Source organism: Stenotrophomonas sp. GL_111 (assembly GCF_057835245.1).
This window is the reverse complement of the sequence record NZ_CM174421.1, coordinates 3797513-3816085: the sequence shown is the minus strand read 5'-3', so window position 1 is coordinate 3816085 and position 18573 is coordinate 3797513. Positions and strand designations below refer to the sequence as shown.

The following is an 18573-nucleotide window of genomic DNA, read 5'->3' as shown; positions in this document are numbered from 1 at the left end:
GCGCATTCCGCGCGGCTAGGAGCCCCGCGGCGTATTGGACGTCAACGAGAAAGCAGACCATGTCGAGTGTTGTGACTACGCCGGATCGCGTCGAAGCCGGCCCGTGCATCGCGCCGTGCCCGCAGGCCACCCAGGCGCAGCATCTGTTGGCCCAGCTGCAGTTCTTGCAGGCCGGGTCGCGCGCATTGTCGCGCCCATCGGTTGACGCCGACGTGGTGGTCGGCGCCATCGCGGTGTAAGCCGTCAGGCGCGTGGGCAGGCCCCGCGCGCCGTCCATGCCCCGCTTAGAAGCGGGCGGTCATGCCCAGGAAGTAACTGCGGCCGGCCACGAAATAGTCGGTGGCGCCTTCGGCATACAGCTTCTTGTCGGCCAGGTTGCTCACGCCTGCACGCAGGGTAAGCGCTGGATTGACGTGCCAGGCCGTGGTCAGGTCAAACAAGGTGTAGGCCTTGATGAAGGTGCTGGCCACGCCGGTCTGCTTGCCGGTGTACTGCGCGGAGACCGTGGCCGAGAACGCGTCGATCGGCGTCCAGTCCACCGAGGAATAGCCGGAGAACTCCGGGGTGTCGATCAGGTTCTCGCCGGTGGTGAGGTTCTTGGCTTCCTTCATCCAGGTCGCCGCGGTGCGCCAGCGCCAGTGTTCGCCCAGGGTGAGGTTGAAGTTGCCTTCCATGCCGCTGGTGCGGGCACGCTCGACATTCTCCATGCGCGTCCACCAGATGCCGTTGAACCGGCCCAGCGGTTCGTACTCGATCTTGTTGCGGAAGTCGGTGTGGAAATAGGTCAGCCCGGTATCGACCGTGCCGTTGTCGAAGGCGAAGCCGATTTCGCGGTTGGTGCTGGTCTCCGGGTCCAGGTCCGGGTTGCCGGCCATGTAGCAGCTGCCGGTGATGTAACCCAACGGGCGCAGTGAACCGCAGCCGCGGCCACCGGACTCGGTCGCCGCCGAGGCCGCGTTCTCGGTCAGGCTCGGCGCACGGAAGCCCTTGGAGATGCCGCCACGCAGGGTCCAGCGTTCGCTCGGGTGGTAGACCAGGTACGCACGCGGGCTGACATGGCTGCCGAACTGCTCGTGGTGGTCCAGGCGTGCACCCACGGTCAGGGCCAGCTTTTCATGCAGCTTCAGTTCGTCCTCGACGAAGATCGCCCAGGTATCCACTTCCAGGCTGGAACCGAGCACCGGGTTGCCGGCGTAGTCGATCGGCGCCTGGCCGATGGTGTCGGTGTTGGTCAGCTGCTGGCGCTTCCACTGCCCGCCCACGCTGAGCTGGTGGTCCACCCACAGCGTGAACGGCGTGCTCAGGCTGCCTTCGACGATCGCGTCCTTGGCCTCGGAGCGGCCGGTCGGGCCAATGTCGTTCTTGAACTGCGTCCAGTAGCCGGTGACCTTGGAGGTGCCGAATGACCAGTTGCCGGTGTGGCTCAGTGACAGGCTGGTGCGCTTGAGCTCGCTGGCGCCCCAGGCGGGTTCGCCTTCGTCTTCGAGCGTGGCGTTGGCAAATGCCTGCTGCACACCGTAGCCGGCTTCGAGCTGCAGGCTCTGCACCTCGCTCAGTTTCCAGTCCAGCAGGGCGTCGAAGTTGCGGTCCTTCTCGCCGGCATAGGCATTGCCGTAGACGCCGCCGTTGCTGCGGTCCGAATCGCGGTGGGTGTAGTTGGCACCGAGGCGCATGCCGATGTTGTCGCTGAGCGGGCCGGAGAAGGTGGTGCCGATCTGCTGGGTATCGCCGCGCTTGCTGTCCTGCGGTGAGGTGTAGTTGTGGGTGGCGCTGCCGCCCCAGGTGTCGCCGATGCGGCGGGTGATGATGTTGATCACCCCGCCCATCGCATCCGAACCGTACAGCGAGGACATCGGCCCGCGCACCACTTCGATGCGCTCGATCTGGTCGGGGGAGATCCAGTTCAGATCCTGGCGGCCGAGGTCGGGACGGTAGTTGGTGGAGGCCGAACTGCCCACGCGCTTGCCGTCCACCAGAATCAGCGTGTAGTTGGACGGCATGCCGCGCAGCTTGATCTTGGACTGCTCGCCGGACGCGCTGAGCCCGCCGGTGACGCCGGGGATGCGGCTGAGCAGGGTGCCCAGGTCGTGCACGGGCTGGCGCTCGATGTCTTCGCGCGAAATCACGCTGATGCTGGCCGGCGCGTCCTTGAGCCACTGCTGGTTGCCCGACGCGGTCACCACGACGGTGTCCAGTTCCTTGGCAGCGGGTGTGTCAGCCGCCTCGGCCAGGGCGAGCGAGGGCAGGGCCAGCAGCAGGGCCAGGGTCAGGGGGGCGCGAACCAGCCGCGCGCGCGAATGCAGAAGGGGAGACATAGGATCTTCCATGGAGGGGAGGGAAACCCCGACCGGGAAGCGACTCGCGATGACGACACGACGAAGCAGACAACCCGACCGGTGAAGCGGACTGCGCACGGCGATGACCGGCGCGTCTGGGTGGGTGGTGCGGGAACCGCATGCCTGCCTGGCTAACGAAATGATAACCGTTTACAACATGAATGGGCAAAAGCCCGCTGCGTAAGGGCTGCGACGATCGGTCGCAGTGGCGGCGGGGGGCGCGGGCGGCGATTTTGCTGAATGGGGAGAAATCCGCGAAAGCCCCCTTCGCACCCGGCTTACATTTCGCCCCATAGACTGAGCCGCATTTTTCGTCTCAAGATCCGTTGGAGAGTTCGTGGGTTCCGGTAGTGACAGACATCAGCTGCGTGCCGGCCACGGCCCCGCGCAGGCAACACTGGGGACGGCCGCCGGGCACGCATTGCGTGCACAAGGTGGTTGCCGATGAGCGTGCAGACCCTCAACACGACACTGGATGCCGGGCGGGCGACGCTGCCGGCCGAAGTGCCGATGCCGATGCCCGAGCAATCCTTCCGCGAAGGCCGCCTGCAGGTCCCGCGCCAGCGCACCGCGCCGCGCTGGATGCCGCTGCGCCGTTTCTACATCCTCGGTGGCACCGCGGCGATGACCATCGCCGCCAGCACGATGATGTGGAAGGTGCTGGCGGTGAACGGCATTACGGTGCTGGAGGCCTGCCTGCTGGTGCTGTTCGTGGCGTTGTTCGCCTGGATCGCGCTGTCCTTCGCCGGCGCGGTGGCCGGGTTCCTCACCGCGGTGTTCGACCGTGGCTACAAGCTCGGCATCGATCCGGACCAACCGCTGCCGGTCGTGCACACGCGCACCGCGCTGTTAATGCCCACCTACAACGAAGACCCGCACCGGTTGCTGGCCGGCCTGCAGGCCATCTACGAATCGGTGGCTGAAACCGGGCAGCTGGCCCAGTTCGATTTCTACGTGCTCAGCGATACCCGGCGCGAGGATATCGGCGCGGCCGAGGAACAGGCCTACACCGCCCTGTGCGATGCGGTCGGTGGCCATGGCCACATCTTCTATCGTCGCCGTGGTGACAACAGCGGGCGCAAGGCCGGCAACATCGCCGACTGGGTGCGCCGTTTCGGCGGTGGCTACCCGCAGATGCTGATCCTGGATGCCGACAGCCTGATGACCGGCGACACCATCGTGCGCCTGGTTGCGGGTATGGAACACAACCCCGACGTGGGCCTGATCCAGACCCTGCCGGCGGTGATCGGCGGTCGCACCCTGTTCGCCCGCATGCAGCAGTTCGGTGGGCGTGTGTACGGCCCGGTGATCGGCCGCGGCGTGGCCTGGTGGCATGGTGCGGAGAGCAACTACTGGGGCCACAACGCGATCATCCGCACCGAGGCCTTCGCCGACAACGCCGGCCTGCCTGCGCTGCCAGGCCGGCAGCCGTTCGGCGGGCACGTACTCAGCCACGATTTCGTCGAGGCCGCGCTGATGCGCCGCGGCGGCTGGGCCACACACATGGTGCCGTACCTGAAAGGCAGCTATGAAGAAGGCCCGCCGACCCTGACCGACATGCTCGTGCGCGACCGTCGCTGGTGCCAGGGCAACCTGCAGCACGCCAAGGTGGTGGCCTCCAAGGGCCTGCATTGGGTCAGCCGCATGCACATGATGATCGGCATCGGCCACTACTTCACCGCGCCGATGTGGGCGATGCTGATGCTGATCGGCATCGCGATCCCGCTGTTCCAGGGCGGCATCGACTTCAACGAGATGCTGCACCTGTCGCCGGGCGTGTACTGGCGCCACCAGGACGAGGAAAAGGTGATCCGCATGTTCGCCATCACCATGGTGGTGCTGCTCACCCCCAAGGTGCTGGGCTACATCGCGATGCTGCTGGATCCGGTGGAACGGCGCGGCTGCGGCGGTGGCATCCGCGCGCTGCTGTCGATGCTGCTGGAAACCGTGCTGGCCGCGCTGATGGCGCCGGTGGTGATGTACGTGCAGTCGCGCGGCGTCGCCGAAGTGCTGGCCGGCAAGGATTCGGGCTGGGATGCGCAGCAGCGCGACGACGGCGGCATTTCCTGGCCGGCGCTGATCCGCGGCTATGGCGGGCTGAGCGTGTTCGGGCTGTTCATGGGTGTGCTCGCCTATGCCGTGTCGCCCTCGCTGGCGGCATGGATGGCCCCGGTGGTGATCGGCATGGTGCTGGCGATCCCGGTGGTGGCGCTCACCTCCGGCCGCCGTGCCGGCGACCTGCTGCACCGCTGGGGCTTGATGGATATTCCCGAAGAACTGGCCCCGCCGCCGGTGCTGGTACGCGCCGCGCAGCTGCGCCGGGCGGCCGCGGAGCGCAAGCTGGGCTAGGCGGTTGCGCCCGTTTGGATGAGGGCGCGGCATAATGCGGCTTGAATGTTCTGGAGTCGCACCATGCTCGATACCGTAGTGAATGAAACCGGCGCCGACCCGCAGTGGTCGGTGCTGTGGCTGCATGGCCTGGGCGCCGATGGGCATGACTTCGCACCGATCGTGCCCGAGCTGCTGCGTCCGCACTGGCCGGCGATTCGCTTCGTGTTCCCGCATGCGCCGGTACAGCCGATCACCATCAACAACGGCGTGCCGATGCGCGCCTGGTACGACATCGTCAGCATGGACTTCCGCTCGCGCGCCGATCTGGCCGGCGTGGACGCATCGGTGGCGATGCTGGATGCGTTGATCGAGAACGAAATCGCCCGCGGCATCGCGCCGGAACGGATCTTCCTGGCCGGCTTCTCGCAGGGCGGCGCGGTGATCCTCAGTGCGTTGCTGCGCCGTACCCGGCCGCTGGCCGGCGTGATCGCGCTGTCCACTTACCTGCCGGATCCGCAGGCGGCCGCCGCCGGGCGCGTGGCCGATGCCATCACGCCGCCGGTGTTCATGGCGCATGGCGCGCACGACCCGGTGATTCCGCTGCAGATCGCCGAGCACAGCGCCGACACACTCAAGGCGCTGGGCCTGCCGCTGGCGTGGCATGTCTATCCGATGGCGCACCAGGTCTGCGCCGAAGAGCTCGACGCGCTGGGTGACTGGCTCGACGCACGCTTCGCCACGGCCGGATGAGCGATCCCCGCCAGCAGCCCTGGCTGCCCGAGCTGTGCCGCCTGCCACGGTTGGCGGCGATGCTCGGTCTTGCCGAGCTGGTGGTGGTGGTGGTGGGGCTGGCGCCGGATGGCAGCCGCCATTGGAGCCTTTCCGATTTCCTGTCCGCCAGCGGCTTCGCGTTGTGGCTGGCGCTGGCGGTGACGGTGTGCCTGTGCGTGGCCCGCGCCACGCTGTCGCGCCTGCCCGAACTGCTCGGCAGTACCCTGGCGGTGGCGATGACGGCACTGATTGCCGCCGTGTGCGCCGGTATCGTGCATGCGCTGTACGGCGTGCTCGATGCCGATGGCTTCGCGCAACAGGTGGGCTTCTGGCGCTTCACCCTGGGCAGCGCCACCATGACCGCGCTGATCGTGGCGCTGGCACTGCGGTACTTCTATGTGAGCGATCGTTGGAGCGCGCAGGTGATGGCCAATGCCCGCGCGCAGGCCGACGCGCTGCAGGCGCGGATCCGCCCGCACTTCCTGTTCAACAGCATGAACCTGATCGCCAGCCTGGTCCGACGCGACCCGGTGGTGGCCGAACGCGCGGTGCTGGACCTGTCCGATCTGTTCCGTGCCGCACTCGGGGCGGGCGAGGGCGATTCCACCCTGCAGGCCGAATGCGAACTGGCCGAACGTTACCTGTCGATCGAATCGCTGCGCCTGGGCGAGCGCCTGCAGGTGCAGTGGCAGCGCCAAGAACCCTTGCCGTGGACGCTGGCGATGCCGCGACTGGTGCTGCAGCCGCTGGTGGAAAATGCCGTGCTGCATGGCATCTCGCGATTGCCCGGCGGTGGCTGCATCGTGATCACGCTGGCCTGCGAAGGCCCGCAGCTGCACATCCGCGTGCGCAACCCTGCACCGGACCCCGACGCGCGCAGCCTGCCGTTGTCGCACGGCGCCGGGCACGCCCAGCGCAGCATCGCGCACCGGCTGGCCTGGCGATTCGGGCCGGGGGCGCGGATGACGGGAGCATGGAGCGAGGGCTACTATGCCTGCGACATCAGCGTGCCGGTCCAGTGAGGAAGCAGCCTTGAAAGTGGTGATCGCCGACGACGAACCGCTGGCCCGCGAGCGCCTGCGCAGCCTGTTGGCCGAACAACCCGGGATCGAGGTCGTCGCCGAAGCGGAGAACGGCGAACAGGCGCTGCATGCCTGCGCCGAGCTGCAGCCGGACCTGGTCCTGCTCGACATCGCCATGCCCGGGCTGGATGGGCTGGAAGCGGCGCGCCACCTGGCCACCTTCGATCCGCGCCCGGCGGTGGTGTTCTGCACCGCCTACGATGCGCACGCGCTGTCGGCCTTCGAAGCCGCCGCGATCGACTACCTGATGAAGCCGGTGCGTCCCGAGCGCCTGGCCGCGGCGCTGGAACGGGCGCGGACCTTCATGGCCGGGCGCAACGGCCAGCCCAGCGCGCCCAGCCAGCAGGCCCGCACCCTCCTGTGTGCCCGCCTGCGTGGCAGCCTGCGCCTGATCCCCATCGACGACATCCACTACCTGCAGGCCGAAGAAAAGTACGTGGTGGTCCACCACGCGCGCGGCGAAGACCTCATCGAGGAATCGCTGAAGTCGCTGGAAGAGGAATTCGCCAGCCGCTTCGTGCGTATCCACCGCAACTGCCTGGTCGCCCGCCATGAACTGGTCGAACTGCGCCGCAACAGCGCCGGCCAGGTCCAGGCGGTACTGCGACATGGTGTCGCACCACTGGAAGTCAGCCGCCGCTGCGTGGCCAGCCTCAAGCAGGACCTCAAACACCTGTAGCCCGCCCCGGTGGCGGCCGACCCCTCGCGGTGGGTGCCGACCGAATGTGGTGGGTATCGACCGTTGGTCGATACGCTCCCATGCGCGGATAATGTCCGCATGAAGACCCTGCGCATCGCCACCCGAAAGAGCCCGCTCGCCCTGTGGCAGAGCGAACATGTCGCCGACCGCCTGCGCGAGGTCCACCCGGGGCTGGAAGTGGTGCTGGTGCCGATGAGCACCCGCGGCGACGAAGTCCTGGACCGCTCGCTGGCCGCGATCGGCGGCAAGGGCCTGTTCCTGAAAGAGCTGGAGCTGGCGATGCTGCGCGGCGAGGCCGACTGCGCCGTGCATTCGCTCAAGGATGTGCCGATGGAACTGGACGCGCCGTTCGCGCTGCCGGCGATGTTGACCCGGCATGACCCAGCGGATGGCTTCATCTCCAATCTGTACGCCTCGCTGGACGCACTGCCGCTCGGTGCGCGCGTGGGCACCTCGTCGCTGCGCCGCCAAGCCCAGCTGCGCGCGCTGCGCCCGGACCTGGCGCTGCTCGACCTGCGTGGCAACGTCAACACCCGCCTGGCCAAGCTCGACAACGGTGGCTACGACGCCATCGTGCTGGCCGTGGCCGGGCTGGAGCGGCTGGGCCTGGGCGGGCGCATCGTGGCGCGGCTCAACGCCCCGCAGTGGTTGCCCGCCCCGGCGCAGGGCGCGGTGACGGTGGAATGCAATGGCGAGGATGCGCAGGTGATGGCGTTGTTCGCCGCGCTCGATGATGCGCGCACCCGTGCCTGCGTGGAGGCCGAGCGCGCGATGAACCGTGCACTGCACGGCAGCTGCCACGTACCGGTGGCCGGCTTCGCCCAGTGGGAGGGCGATGACCTGTTCCTGCAGGGCCTGGTCGGCGGCGTGGCCGATGGCCGTATCGTGCGCGCCGAAGCGCGCGGCCCGGGCCATGATCCGGACACGCTCGGCAAGCAGGTCGCACGCGGCCTGCTCGAGGGCGGGGCAGGCGAGCTGCTCGCGGTATGAGCTGACGGGGTTGCCGGCCAGCGGCCGGCACCCCGGCGTGCCGCTTACTTGAACTTGTAGACCACGTTCATCGTGGTCAGCGTGTCGGTCTTGCGCTTGTCTTCGGCGACATCGCTGTTGTAACGCGCCTGCCAGCCGGCCTTCAGCGCCAGGTGCTCGTTCATGCTTACCGACACGCCGAAATCGTTCTGGCCGAAGGTGTTGTACGAGCCCGATTCGACCAGCAGCGTATTGATCAGGTCGGTGTTGGGGGTCAGCGAGTACTTCACGTCGAACAGGCCGCGACCGATCAGGCCGGTGCGGGTTTCATCGTTCTCGGTGTTGTGGGTGCGGCGCACACCGGGGCCGATCTGCGCGTCCATGTAGAAGCGGTCGCCTTCCACCAGCCGGGTGCCGTAACCCAGGCCGAACGAGCTCTGGCGGTCATAGGTGGCGAAATCGTCGCGCTCGTAACGCACCGTGGCAGTCAGCTGGCGGTGCTCGCCCAGCTGCAGCGCGCTGCCGGCACTGCCGGTATAGCGGTTGGCGGTGGTATTGGTGCGCTTGGTGACGGTGCCGTCGTCGCTGGTTTCGGTGTATTCCGAACGCGAACGCAGGCCGAACAGGTCCATGCTGTGCACCCAGTCGTCATCGGTGTAGCGCAGGCGCAGGCGACCGTTGGCACTTTCGGTGTTGCTGTTGCCGCGCGCCGAAGCGAAACCGAATTCACCGCCGCTGCCGCTCCACGGTGAGGTCATCGCGGCCGGGTCGGTGGTGTCCTGTGCGTAGGCCACCGGGGCGCACAACAGCAGGGGAACAAGCAACGAGACGCGCAGGGACATCAACGGTTCTCCGTGATCGGCTATGGGGATAGAGGCCGTGAATGATACTTGATGCGTTCAGGCGGATTTCCCGCCATCGCCCCGCGCTTTAGCAGACGTTCGGGCTCGATCCCTGTTCAGGGAAGCGCGACCTGCAGGGTCGAATCGTTGAAACGCGAGTAGGCCACGGTGATCCGGAAGGCCTGGCCGTTGCTTTGGCCCTGGCGCTGGATCTGCACCGGCAGGCCCTGTGCATTGATCCAGTACAGCAGCCCGTCCGGCCCGGCACTGGCATGTTGCACGCGGTATTTGTGTGCGGCCTGGCCGGCGGCACGCTCGGCCCCGAGGTCCTGCACCTGCAGCTGGGCCGGGGTGAGGTCGGCCGGCAGCGGGTTGCGCCACTGCGCCAGCAGCCCCGGCGGCACCGGGACCTGTTGTACCTCGCCTTCGCGCTGCAGGAAGAAGGTGTCACCGATGATGGTCTGCACACCGGCTTCGGTCTGCAGCCGGTAACGGTCCGGCGCAACGAAGTCCATCTGTGCGTCCACGCTGCGCTGGCCCTGCATGTGCAGGGTGGCGTGGAAGCTGCGCAGCTGGCCGAAGCGCTGGCTGGCGCCGAGCACCGCCTGGACCGGGTCGACGACCTCAGGCACGCTCGCCGCGGCCGGGTCCTGGGCGGTCGTGGCAGGATCGGGCGCCGGCCCGCAGGCGGACAGCAGCAGGGACACGAGGAGGGCGGCAGGCAGCAGGCGCATGACAGGCGGCAGTAGAGCGTGGGGGCCTTCACGATAGCCGAAGTTGCGGCTCAAGCCGCCACAACGGCGACGACTCGGACATAATCGGGGCATGGACCGATATGAACGCATCAACGCCCTGCATCGTCTGCTGAAGTCCGCGCGCTATCCGGTGACGGTGGCGACCCTGCAGGAAAAACTGGAGTGTTCCCGCGCCACCGTCTACCGCGACCTGGCCTTCCTGCGCGATGCGCTGATGGCACCGGTGGAAGGCGACGGCGAGGCCGGGTTCCGCTACCAGGACGACGAAAGCGACCGTTTCGAACTGCCCGGGCTGTGGCTCAGCTCCGAAGAGCTGCATGCGTTGCTGGCCTCCCAGCACCTGCTGGCGCGGACCGGTGGCGGGGTGCTGTCCTCGGTGCTGGCCCCGCTGCAGCAGCGCATCGAAGGCCTGCTCGCGGCCCAGGCCGGGGTCTCGACCTGGCCGGTGGACCGGGTCCGGGTGATTCCGCACCGCGGCCGCAAGTTCGACGAAGCCAGCTTCCGCGCGGTGGCCTCGGCGGTGCTGGAGCGCAAGCAGCTGGCGTTCGAGTACCGCGCCCGTTCCACGGACGAGGCGACCAAGCGCACCGTGTCGCCGCAGCGCATGACCCACTACCGCGACAACTGGTACCTGGACGCCTGGGACCATGGCCGCGAAGGCCTGCGCAGCTTCGCGGTGGACCGCATCTACAAGGCACGCGTGGTGGACACCGTCGCGCGCGATGTGGATGAGGGCGAGCTGGACGAACAGCTGGGCGCCAGCTACGGCATCTTCTCCGGCGCCCCGAAGGGCTGGGCCACGATCGTGTTCAGTGCCAAGGCCGCACGCTGGGTCGCCGACGAACACTGGCACTCCAAGCAGCAGGGGCGCTTCCTGGCCGATGGCCGCTACGAGCTGAAAGTGCCCTACAGCGTCTCGCGCGAGCTGCTGATGGACGTGCTGCACTACGGCTCGGATGCGGAAATCATCGAGCCGGCGGTGCTGCGCGAGCAGGCCAAGACCCTGCTGGAACTGGCCCTGAGCAACTACGAGTAAGCCGCACCGGGCGGTTGCCGGCAGCGCTCATCACCGCCGGTCATATGCCCCGGATACCGCAAGGACCGGGGCGTGCGGTATGGTTGGGCGCTATCGCTGCTCCCGGATATCGTCCCCCATGAAGAAGTACCTGTTGCTCCCGCTGATCGCGGCCTCGCTGGCCCTGGCCGCCTGCGGCAAGCCCAACGCCGATACCCAGAAACTGGTGGTGGCCGCCACCGCGGTGCCGCATGCCGAGATCCTGGCCGTGGTCAAGCCGATCCTGCAGAAAGAAGGCCTGGAGCTGGAGGTGCGCGTGTTCAACGACTACGTGCAGCCCAACGATCAGCTGGTGCAGAAGCAGGTGGACGTGAACTACTTCCAGACCGAGCCTTACCTGGACGCCTACAACCGCGACCGCAAGACCGACCTGGTCAAGGTCATCGGCGTGCACATCGAGCCGTTCGGCGCCTACTCGCGCCGCTTCAAGTCGCTGGATGCGCTGCCCGTCGGTGCCGACGTGGTGATTCCCAACGACCCCAGCAACAACAGCCGCGCGCTGATCCTGCTGCACAAGGCCGGGGTGATCACGCTCAAGGATCCGACCAATGCGCTGGCCACCCAGCGCGACATCATCGCCAACCCGAAGCAGCTGAAGTTCCGCGAGCTGGACTCGGCGATGCTGCCGCGCGTGCTCGACCAGGTCGATCTGGCCCTGATCAACACCAACTACGCGCTCGATGCCGGCTTGAACCCGACCCAGGACGCACTGGCGATTGAAAGCAAGGATTCGCCGTACGTGAACTTCCTGGTCGCACGCCCGGACAACAAGGACGATGCCCGCGTGCAGAAGCTGGCCAAGGCCCTGACCGGCCCGGAAGTGAAGGCCTTCATCGCCGAGAAGTACAAGGGCGCGGTGCTGCCGGCGTTCTGACCTGACAATAGCCGGGCATGGCCCGGCGCTGACGGAGTGGGTACCGACCGTTGGTCGGTACGCCCGTCACCCCACCCGGAACCCCATCGTGGCCTGTACCGCCTGCAACCACCCGGCGTACAGCGCCTCGCGCTGGTCCACCGGCATCTGCGGTGCGAAGCGCCGGTCCACCGCCCACTGCGCGGCGATCTCGTCGCGGCTGGACCAGAATCCGGTGGCCAACCCGGCCAGGTAGGCCGCGCCCAGCGCCGTGGTTTCGGCCACCTGCGGGCGCAGCACCGGCACGCCGAGGATGTCGCTCTGGAACTGCGCCATGAAGTCGTTGGCGATCGCCCCGCCATCGGCGCGCAGCTCCTTCAGTTCGATCCCGGCATCGGCCTGCATCGCCGCCAGCACGTCGCGGGTCTGGTAGGCCATCGATTCCACCGCGGCACGGATGAAGTGTTCCTTGCTGGTGCCGCGGGTCAGGCCGAACATGGCCCCGCGCACGTCGCTGCGCCAGTAGGGCGCGCCGAGTCCAACGAAGGCCGGCACCAGGTACACCCCGCCGCTGTCGGGCACCCGCTCGGCATAGGCCTGGCAGTCGCTGGATTTGCCGAACATGCGTAATCCGTCGCGCAGCCACTGCACCACCGAACCGGCGATGAAGATCGACCCCTCCAGCGCGTACTCCACCTGGCCATCGACGCCCCAGGCGATGGTGGTGAGCAGGCCGTTGTGCGAGGTCACCGCCTTGCTGCCGGTGTTCATCAGCATGAAACAGCCGGTGCCATAGGTGTTCTTGGCCATGCCCGGGGTGAAGCAGGCCTGCCCGAACAAGGCGGCCTGCTGGTCGCCGGCGATGCCGGCAATCGGAATCTGCTGGTCGAAGAAAAACTGGGTGCGGGTGTGGCCGTACACCTCGCTGCTGCTGCGCACCTCGGGCAGCATGGCGCGCGGAATGTCGAGCAGTGCCAGCAGGTCCTCGTCCCATTGCAGGGTGTGGATGTTGAACAGCAGCGTGCGCGCGGCGTTGCTGTAGTCGGTGACATGCGCCGCGCCCCCGGTGAGGTTCCAGATCAGCCAGCTGTCGATGGTGCCGAACAGCAGCTCGCCACGTTCGGCCCGCGCCTGCGCGCCTTCCACATGGTCGAGGATCCAGCGGATCTTGGTCGCGGAGAAATAGGCGTCGATCAACAGCCCGGTGCGCTCGCGCACCAACGCTTCGTGGCCCTGTTCCTTCAGGCGCTCGCAGATCGGGTGGCTCTGCCGGGATTGCCAGACAATCGCGTTGTGGATCGGCTGGCCGCTGGCCTTGTCCCACACCACCGTGGTTTCGCGCTGGTTGGTGATGCCGATCGCGGCGATCCGGCGTGGATCGATCTGCTCGCGATTGAGCAGTTCGGTCAAGGTGGTATAGACGCTGGTGAGGATCTCGCGCGGGTCGTGTTCGACCCAGCCCGGCTGCGGGAAAATCTGGCTGAACTCGCGCTGGGCCACGCCGGCGACGTGCCCCCGGCGATCGAACAGCATCGCGCGCGAACTGGTGGTGCCCTGGTCGATGGCGAGCACGTACTGCGTGTCCATGCCTTGCTCCGTGGAACGAATCGGGGCGGTGCTCGCGCGCCGCCGCCCCAGCCTACGCCATCGCCGCCACACGCGGCAGCAGGTACTGCCCCAGTGCCTCGCGCTGCGCCGCATCCAGGTGCAGCCCCAGGTGGGTGCGCCGCCACAGCAGATCGTCAAGGGTGCGCACCCATTCGTGTGCGACCAGGTAGTCGACCTCGCGCTGGTACAGCCCGGCACCGAAATCGATGCCCAGCTGCACCGGCGTGGCGGCGGCACCGAGCAGTTTGAGCGCGCGCATGCCATAGCGGCGGGACAGCGCGGCCAGCAGCGCCGGTGGCTGTCGCGGGTAGCGCGTCTGCAGCAGCGTCTGCACCGCGTGCGCATCGCCGATCTCACCGCCCGGCAGCGCCGGCCCGGTCGCGGTCCAGGCCGGTGCGTCGCGGCCCAGCACCGCACCGAGCTGATCCACCGCTTCCTCGGCCAGCACGCGGTAGGTGGTCAGCTTGCCGCCCAGCACGCTGAGCATCGGCGCCTGCTCCTGGTCCAGCTGCAGGCGGTAGTCGCGGGTCACCTTGGCCGCCTCCTGGTGGTGGTCGGCCAGCAACGGGCGCACTCCGCTGTACTGCCAGACCACGTCGGCCGGACGCACCGGCGTGCGCAGCCAGCGGTTGACCGCCGTGCACAGGTACTCGATCTCGGCCGCGGCGACGCGCACGCGGGCCGGGTCATCATCGAAGTCCACGTCGGTGGTGCCGATCAGGGTGAAGTCCTGCTCGAACGGAATCACGAACACGATGCGCTGGTCCGGCTGCTGCAGCAGGTACGCGCTGTCATGGGCGAACAGGCGCGGCACCACCACATGGCTGCCCTGGACCAGGCGCAGGCCGATCGGCGCATCCAGTCCCGCGCGCTGCAGCACGTTGCCGGCCCACGGCCCGCTGGCGTTCACCACCGCGCGGGCGCGCAGCCGCTGCACGCGGCCATCTTCGCCCTGCAGCACGGCCCACCAGTGATCGCGGTGACGGATCAGTTGCTCGCAGCGCGTGCGCACGCGGATGTCCGCACCGCGCTCGTGTGCATCCAGCGCGTTGAGCAGCACCAGCCGTGCATCGTCCACGCGGGCATCGGAGTAGCTGTAGGCGGTGCGAAAACCGGGCTGCAGCAACGCACCGCTCGGGTCGCGACGCAGGTCCAGCCGCTGCGAGCGCGGGAATATCTGATGGGCATCGCCCAGATGGTCATACAGCCACAGCCCGGCGCGCAGCATCCAGCCCGGGCGCAGGTGGGCGGCATGCGGCAGCACGAAGCGGGTCGGGGTGATCAGGTGCGGGGCCAGCCGCTGCAGCACGCTGCGTTCGTGCAGCGCCTTGCGCACCAGCGCGAATTCGCCGTACTGCAGGTAGCGCAACCCGCCATGGATCAGCTTGGTGCTGGCGCTGGAGGTATGCCCGGCCAGGTCGTGCTGCTCGCACAGGCACACCGACCAGCCGCGCCCGGCAGCGTCGCGGGCGATGCCGGCACCGTTGATGCCGCCGCCCACCACCAGCACATCCACCTGCTGTTCCATCCTGGCTCCCCGGTTTCCGTGGCCTGCAGTATCGATGCAGGCAGGACAAGGCCGAATGAAAGCCGCCGCAGGCCGTGCCGGAAACGACAACGGGCCCGCGAGGGGCCCGTTGCATGACACGTTGTTGCGTGAGGCGTGGTGCTTAGAAGCGGGCGCCGATACCGAAGCCGACAGTCCACGGATCCAGCTTGGCCTTGTCGCCGGTCTTGTCACCGTTGACGGTCAGCTCCGGACGCGAATGCATGTAGCGTGCATCGGCGCGGGCGAACCAGGTGCTGTTGATGTTCATGTCCACACCCACGGTGCCCATCGCGCCCTTGGCGGTCTTCAGGCCCACGTGGCCAGCATCGCTGCTGAGGTCTTCATTGCTGAAGTTGGACTCGTAGTAGCCGGCGCCCACGAACGGACGGAACACATTGTCGGCCTGGCCGAAGTGGTACTGGCCGCTCAGCGCGATCGGCTGCTGCTCGACGCTGCCCAGACGGCCACCGTCGGTGCCGCGCACGCGGTGGTCGAACTTGTCAGCCGCGCCCCACAGTTCCACGGCCCAGTTGTCGTTGATGTAGTAGCTCAGGCTCAGGGTCGGGGCCGGGCCGCCGTCCACCTTGCGCACGCCGTCGAGCGGATCGTTCTTGGGCTGCAGCAGCGAGATGCCGCCAACCACGGCAAAATGCTTGCCCGAAGCGGTATCGGTGGTGGTGGTGTCCTGGGCGAAAGCAGCCGGGGCGAAAGCCAGGGCGGTCAGGGTAGCCAGAGTCAGGGTGCGGATGGAGCGCATGGGGGAATCTCCTCAGAATTTTTTTTGTTCTTTGCCCGGTGTTGCAGGGCGAGGCAAACGTAATCCCCCCAACATGAATCGAATCCGACGCGCGTTAAAATTTAGTTTGTTCCGTTCAGCGAACAGCTGAAAAAGGCTGAAAAACGGATGATCATGTCAACGAAGATATTCATGCATCTGTAGGAGATGTGATGGAAACAACGCGGTGTATCGGCTTCCCTGCGCAGGTGGATGCGCACTGTCGGGTGCTGGTGCTGGGTTCAATGCCGGGCGTGGCATCGCTGCAGGCCGCGCAGTACTACGCGCATCCGCGCAATCGGTTCTGGCCGTTGATGGCGGCACTGACCGGCATCGATGCGGGCCTGCCGTATGCAGCGCGGCTGGCGGCATTGCAGGGCGTCGGGGTCGGGCTGTGGGATGTGATTGGGCAGTGCCAGCGCCGCGGCAGCCTGGATACGGCGATCGTGCGCGGCAGTGAAGTGCCCAATGCGTTGCCCGCACTGATCGCCACGTTGCCGGCGCTGCGTGCGGTGGCCTGCAACGGCGGTACCGCGTACCAGGCCTTCCAGCGCGCCATCGCCCCGCATTTGGCCGCGCCGCTGCCGGTGTGGTCGTTGCCGTCCACCAGCCCGGCCAATGCGGCCTGGCCGTTGCCACGGCTGCAGGCGGCGTGGCAGCCGCTGGCCGACGCGCTGCGCGGCTGAGCGTCGCTGCGGCGCGGACAGTACGGTACCGACTGGAAAGTTCTGCTTCGCACTGATCCAAGCAGAATCCGGCAAAGGCAGGTGGCTGCAACAGCGTGTCCCGGGACAGCGGCGGCGAAAATTGGCCAAGCCGGTTGGCGCTGACGCCTCCTGCCCCCACAATAGGCGATTCCCTACACCAGATTGCCGGAGTTATCCCCATGGCCGAAATCAAGGAAGCACTTGTCCCCGATATCGGTGACTACAGCGATATCCCGGTAATCGAGGTGCTGGTCGCCGTTGGAGACACCGTCAAGAAGGACCAGGGCCTGGTCACGCTCGAGTCGGACAAGGCCACGATGGAAGTGCCGTCCTCGGTGGCTGGCGTGGTCAAGGAGATCAAGGTCAAGATCGGCGACAACCTGTCCGAGGGCAAGGTCGTGGCGCTGATCGAAGTGAGCGAAGAGGCCGCCGCGCCGGCCGCTGCTGCCCCGGTTGCCGCCGCCGCCCCGGCGCCGGCCAAGGTCGAAGCCGCCGCCCCGGCACAGCCGGACAAGCTGGCCGCCCGTGAGATCGAGCAGGCCGCCGCCAAGCCGACCCAGCCGGCCCCGGCCGCTGCGGCCCCGTCGGCCGGCGCGCCGAGCAGCCCGCCGGTGCAGTTCAATGCCGACAGCGTGCTGCCGCAGAAGGTGCCGTATGCCAGCCCGGCGGTGCGCGTGTTCGCCCGCGAGCTGGGCGTTGACCTGAACCAGCTGAGCGGCACCGAAAAGGGTGGCCGCATCACCAAGGGCGACGTGCAGAAGTTCGTCAAGGCCGCGCTGACCGGCGGTGCTGCCGCAGGTGGCGGGGTTGCCGCCGCCGGCGGTGGCCTGAACCTGCTGCCGTGGCCGAAGGTGGACTTCAGCAAGTTCGGTGAAGTCGAGGTCCAGCCGCTGTCGCGGATCAAGAAGATTTCCGGTGCCAACCTGGCCCGCAACTGGGCGATGATTCCGCACGTCACCCAGTTCGAGCAGGCCGACATCACCGAACTGGAAGCCCTGCGCGTGGCACTGAACAAGGAAAACGAGAAGGCCGGCATCAAGCTGACCATGCTCGCCTTCCTGGTCAAGGCCAGCGCCGCGGCGCTGAAGAAGTTCCCCGAGTTCAACGCCTCGCTGGATGCCAGCGGCGAGAACCTGACCCTGAAGAAGTACTTCAACATCGGTTTCGCCGCCGACACCCCGAACGGCCTGGTGGTTCCGGTGATCCGCGATGTCGACAAGAAGGGTGTGGTGCAGATCGCGCAGGAAAGTGGCGAACTGGCCAAGAAGGCGCGCGACGGCAAGCTCGGCCCGGCCGAGATGAGCGGCGGCTGCTTCTCGATCAGCTCGCTGGGCGGCATCGGTGGCACCGCGTTCACCCCGATCGTGAATGCACCGGAAGTGGCCATCCTGGGCGTGTCCAAGTCCTCGATCCAGCCGGTCTGGAACGGCAAGGAATTCGCACCGAAGCTGATGCTGCCGCTGTCGCTGAGCTACGACCACCGCGTCATCGACGGTGCGCTGGCCGCCCGCTTCACCACCTACTTGTCCCAGGTGCTGGCCGACATGCGGCGCGTGCTCCTGTGAGGCAAGGCCTGGCATGGGTGCTGGCCCTGTTGGCGCTGCCGGCAGCACAGGCGGGTGCGGCCGAATGCGCACCCGACCTGGGCCGCGGCTGGCCACCGGCGGTGGGCAACTACGGCCAGGCGGTGGAAACCCTGTTCGAAGGCAAGGCGCAGCCGGCGCTGTCGCTGGTGACCCTGCCCAAGAGCGGGGTCGAGACCGGTGTGGCCCTGCTGCCCGGCACCCAGGAACAGGAATGGACGCTGCGCTACAGCCGCGCCGACAAGCGGGTCCACAACTGGAACAACAGCGCCCGCCAGGGCGGTGTGGAACTGCGCGTGGAGCAGACGCCGGACCAGTACCAGGTGAGCATCCCGGCACCGTTGGCACAGCGCCTGCTGCGCAGCTGGCAGGCCGCGCTGGGCGCGGCGGTACCGGCTGACCGCAAGGCCCCGGTACTCGACGGTGAAGTGCTGTCGTTCCAGGTGGATGGCCAGCGCTACAGCGGCAGCCGCCCGGACTGCGGCGCCGGCAAGCTGATGATGAAACAGGTGGCGCTGCTGATCGAAGCCAGCGACACCAAGGAAAAGAAGCTCGACCGTCGCTGGAAGGATCTGGACGAGTCGCTCGACGAACTGCAGCAACTGCTCGGCGGCAAGGCCGGCTGAGCAACCAGGAG

At 67.5% G+C, this 18573-nt stretch carries 17 protein-coding genes; 11 read left to right on the top strand and 6 right to left on the bottom strand.

The window, feature by feature from the left end; translation table 11 throughout:
- Positions 1-59: 59 nt before the first annotated feature.
- Positions 60-239, top strand: coding sequence for a hypothetical protein (locus tag AC3IPM_RS16965; RefSeq protein WP_489301416.1), 180 nt, complete (start codon positions 60-62; stop codon positions 237-239).
- 45 nt (positions 240-284) lie between these two features.
- Here the strand turns inward: AC3IPM_RS16965 and AC3IPM_RS16960 are convergent, their stop codons facing one another.
- Positions 285-2315: a TonB-dependent receptor domain-containing protein gene (locus tag AC3IPM_RS16960; protein WP_489301415.1), complete on the bottom strand. Its 2031-nt coding sequence runs from the start codon at positions 2313-2315 to the stop codon at positions 285-287.
- A 465-nt stretch (positions 2316-2780) separates the two neighbouring features.
- Here AC3IPM_RS16960 and mdoH point away from each other — a divergent pair, with 465 nt between their 5' ends.
- From mdoH to hemC, 5 genes are all read left to right on the top strand, one after another.
- On the top strand, positions 2781-4685 hold the full coding sequence (gene mdoH / locus AC3IPM_RS16955; protein ID WP_489301414.1) for a glucans biosynthesis glucosyltransferase MdoH: 1905 nt from the start codon (positions 2781-2783) through the stop codon (positions 4683-4685).
- Positions 4686-4748: 63 nt separating this feature from the next.
- Positions 4749-5417, top strand: a complete 669-nt coding sequence (locus AC3IPM_RS16950) for an alpha/beta hydrolase (protein WP_489301413.1) — start codon at positions 4749-4751, stop codon at positions 5415-5417.
- Positions 5414-6460 (top strand): sensor histidine kinase, encoded by a 1047-nt coding sequence (locus AC3IPM_RS16945; RefSeq protein ID WP_489301412.1) that lies wholly within the window; start codon positions 5414-5416, stop codon positions 6458-6460. The genes AC3IPM_RS16950 and AC3IPM_RS16945 overlap by 4 nt, the downstream gene beginning before the upstream one ends.
- Positions 6429-7199, top strand: coding sequence for a LytR/AlgR family response regulator transcription factor (locus tag AC3IPM_RS16940; RefSeq protein ID WP_489301411.1), 771 nt, complete (start codon positions 6429-6431; stop codon positions 7197-7199). The genes AC3IPM_RS16945 and AC3IPM_RS16940 overlap by 32 nt, the downstream gene beginning before the upstream one ends.
- Positions 7200-7298: 99 nt before the next feature.
- Positions 7299-8210 carry a hydroxymethylbilane synthase gene (gene hemC, locus AC3IPM_RS16935; protein WP_489301410.1) on the top strand — a complete coding sequence of 304 codons (912 nt, stop codon included), beginning with the start codon at positions 7299-7301 and terminating at the stop codon, positions 8208-8210.
- Between the two features lie 44 nt (positions 8211-8254).
- Here the strand turns inward: hemC and AC3IPM_RS16930 are convergent, their stop codons facing one another.
- Together AC3IPM_RS16930 and AC3IPM_RS16925 are read right to left on the bottom strand one after the other, a co-directional pair.
- On the bottom strand, positions 8255-9031 hold the full coding sequence (locus tag AC3IPM_RS16930) for a DUF481 domain-containing protein (protein ID WP_489301409.1): 777 nt from the start codon (positions 9029-9031) through the stop codon (positions 8255-8257).
- Between the two features lie 116 nt (positions 9032-9147).
- Positions 9148-9765 (bottom strand): hypothetical protein, encoded by a 618-nt coding sequence (locus AC3IPM_RS16925; protein ID WP_489301408.1) that lies wholly within the window; start codon positions 9763-9765, stop codon positions 9148-9150.
- Positions 9766-9856: 91 nt separating this feature from the next.
- On the opposite strand from AC3IPM_RS16925, the gene AC3IPM_RS16920 reads away from it, so the two are divergent.
- Both AC3IPM_RS16920 and AC3IPM_RS16915 read left to right on the top strand, forming a co-directional pair.
- A complete protein-coding gene (locus AC3IPM_RS16920; protein WP_489301407.1) occupies positions 9857-10822 on the top strand; it encodes a helix-turn-helix transcriptional regulator in 966 nt (321 codons plus the stop codon).
- A 118-nt stretch (positions 10823-10940) separates the two neighbouring features.
- A complete protein-coding gene (locus AC3IPM_RS16915) occupies positions 10941-11735 on the top strand; it encodes a MetQ/NlpA family ABC transporter substrate-binding protein (RefSeq protein ID WP_489301406.1) in 795 nt (264 codons plus the stop codon).
- 66 nt (positions 11736-11801) lie between these two features.
- Here the strand turns inward: AC3IPM_RS16915 and glpK are convergent, their stop codons facing one another.
- The 3 genes from glpK to AC3IPM_RS16900 all read right to left on the bottom strand — a co-directional run bounded on the left by glpK (position 11802) and on the right by AC3IPM_RS16900 (position 15628).
- Positions 11802-13301, bottom strand: coding sequence for a glycerol kinase GlpK (gene glpK, locus AC3IPM_RS16910; RefSeq protein WP_489301405.1), 1500 nt, complete (start codon positions 13299-13301; stop codon positions 11802-11804).
- 52 nt (positions 13302-13353) lie between these two features.
- Positions 13354-14850, bottom strand: coding sequence for a glycerol-3-phosphate dehydrogenase (glpD, locus tag AC3IPM_RS16905; protein WP_489301404.1), 1497 nt, complete (start codon positions 14848-14850; stop codon positions 13354-13356).
- Positions 14851-14992: 142 nt separating this feature from the next.
- The gene (locus AC3IPM_RS16900; RefSeq protein ID WP_489301403.1) at positions 14993-15628 is read right to left on the bottom strand and encodes an OmpW/AlkL family protein; all 636 of its coding nucleotides are present in this window, start codon (positions 15626-15628) and stop codon (positions 14993-14995) included.
- 191 nt (positions 15629-15819) lie between these two features.
- On the opposite strand from AC3IPM_RS16900, the gene AC3IPM_RS16895 reads away from it, so the two are divergent.
- The 3 genes from AC3IPM_RS16895 to AC3IPM_RS16885 all read left to right on the top strand — a co-directional run bounded on the left by AC3IPM_RS16895 (position 15820) and on the right by AC3IPM_RS16885 (position 18562).
- Positions 15820-16332, top strand: coding sequence for a DNA-deoxyinosine glycosylase (locus tag AC3IPM_RS16895; protein ID WP_489301402.1), 513 nt, complete (start codon positions 15820-15822; stop codon positions 16330-16332).
- A 200-nt stretch (positions 16333-16532) separates the two neighbouring features.
- Entirely contained in the window at positions 16533-17918 is a 1386-nt protein-coding gene (gene aceF, locus AC3IPM_RS16890; RefSeq protein WP_489301401.1) for a dihydrolipoyllysine-residue acetyltransferase, read from the top strand.
- Entirely contained in the window at positions 17915-18562 is a 648-nt protein-coding gene (locus AC3IPM_RS16885; protein ID WP_489301400.1) for a hypothetical protein, read from the top strand. Before aceF ends, AC3IPM_RS16885 begins: the two co-directional genes overlap by 4 nt.
- The last annotated feature ends 11 nt before the right edge of the window (positions 18563-18573 follow it).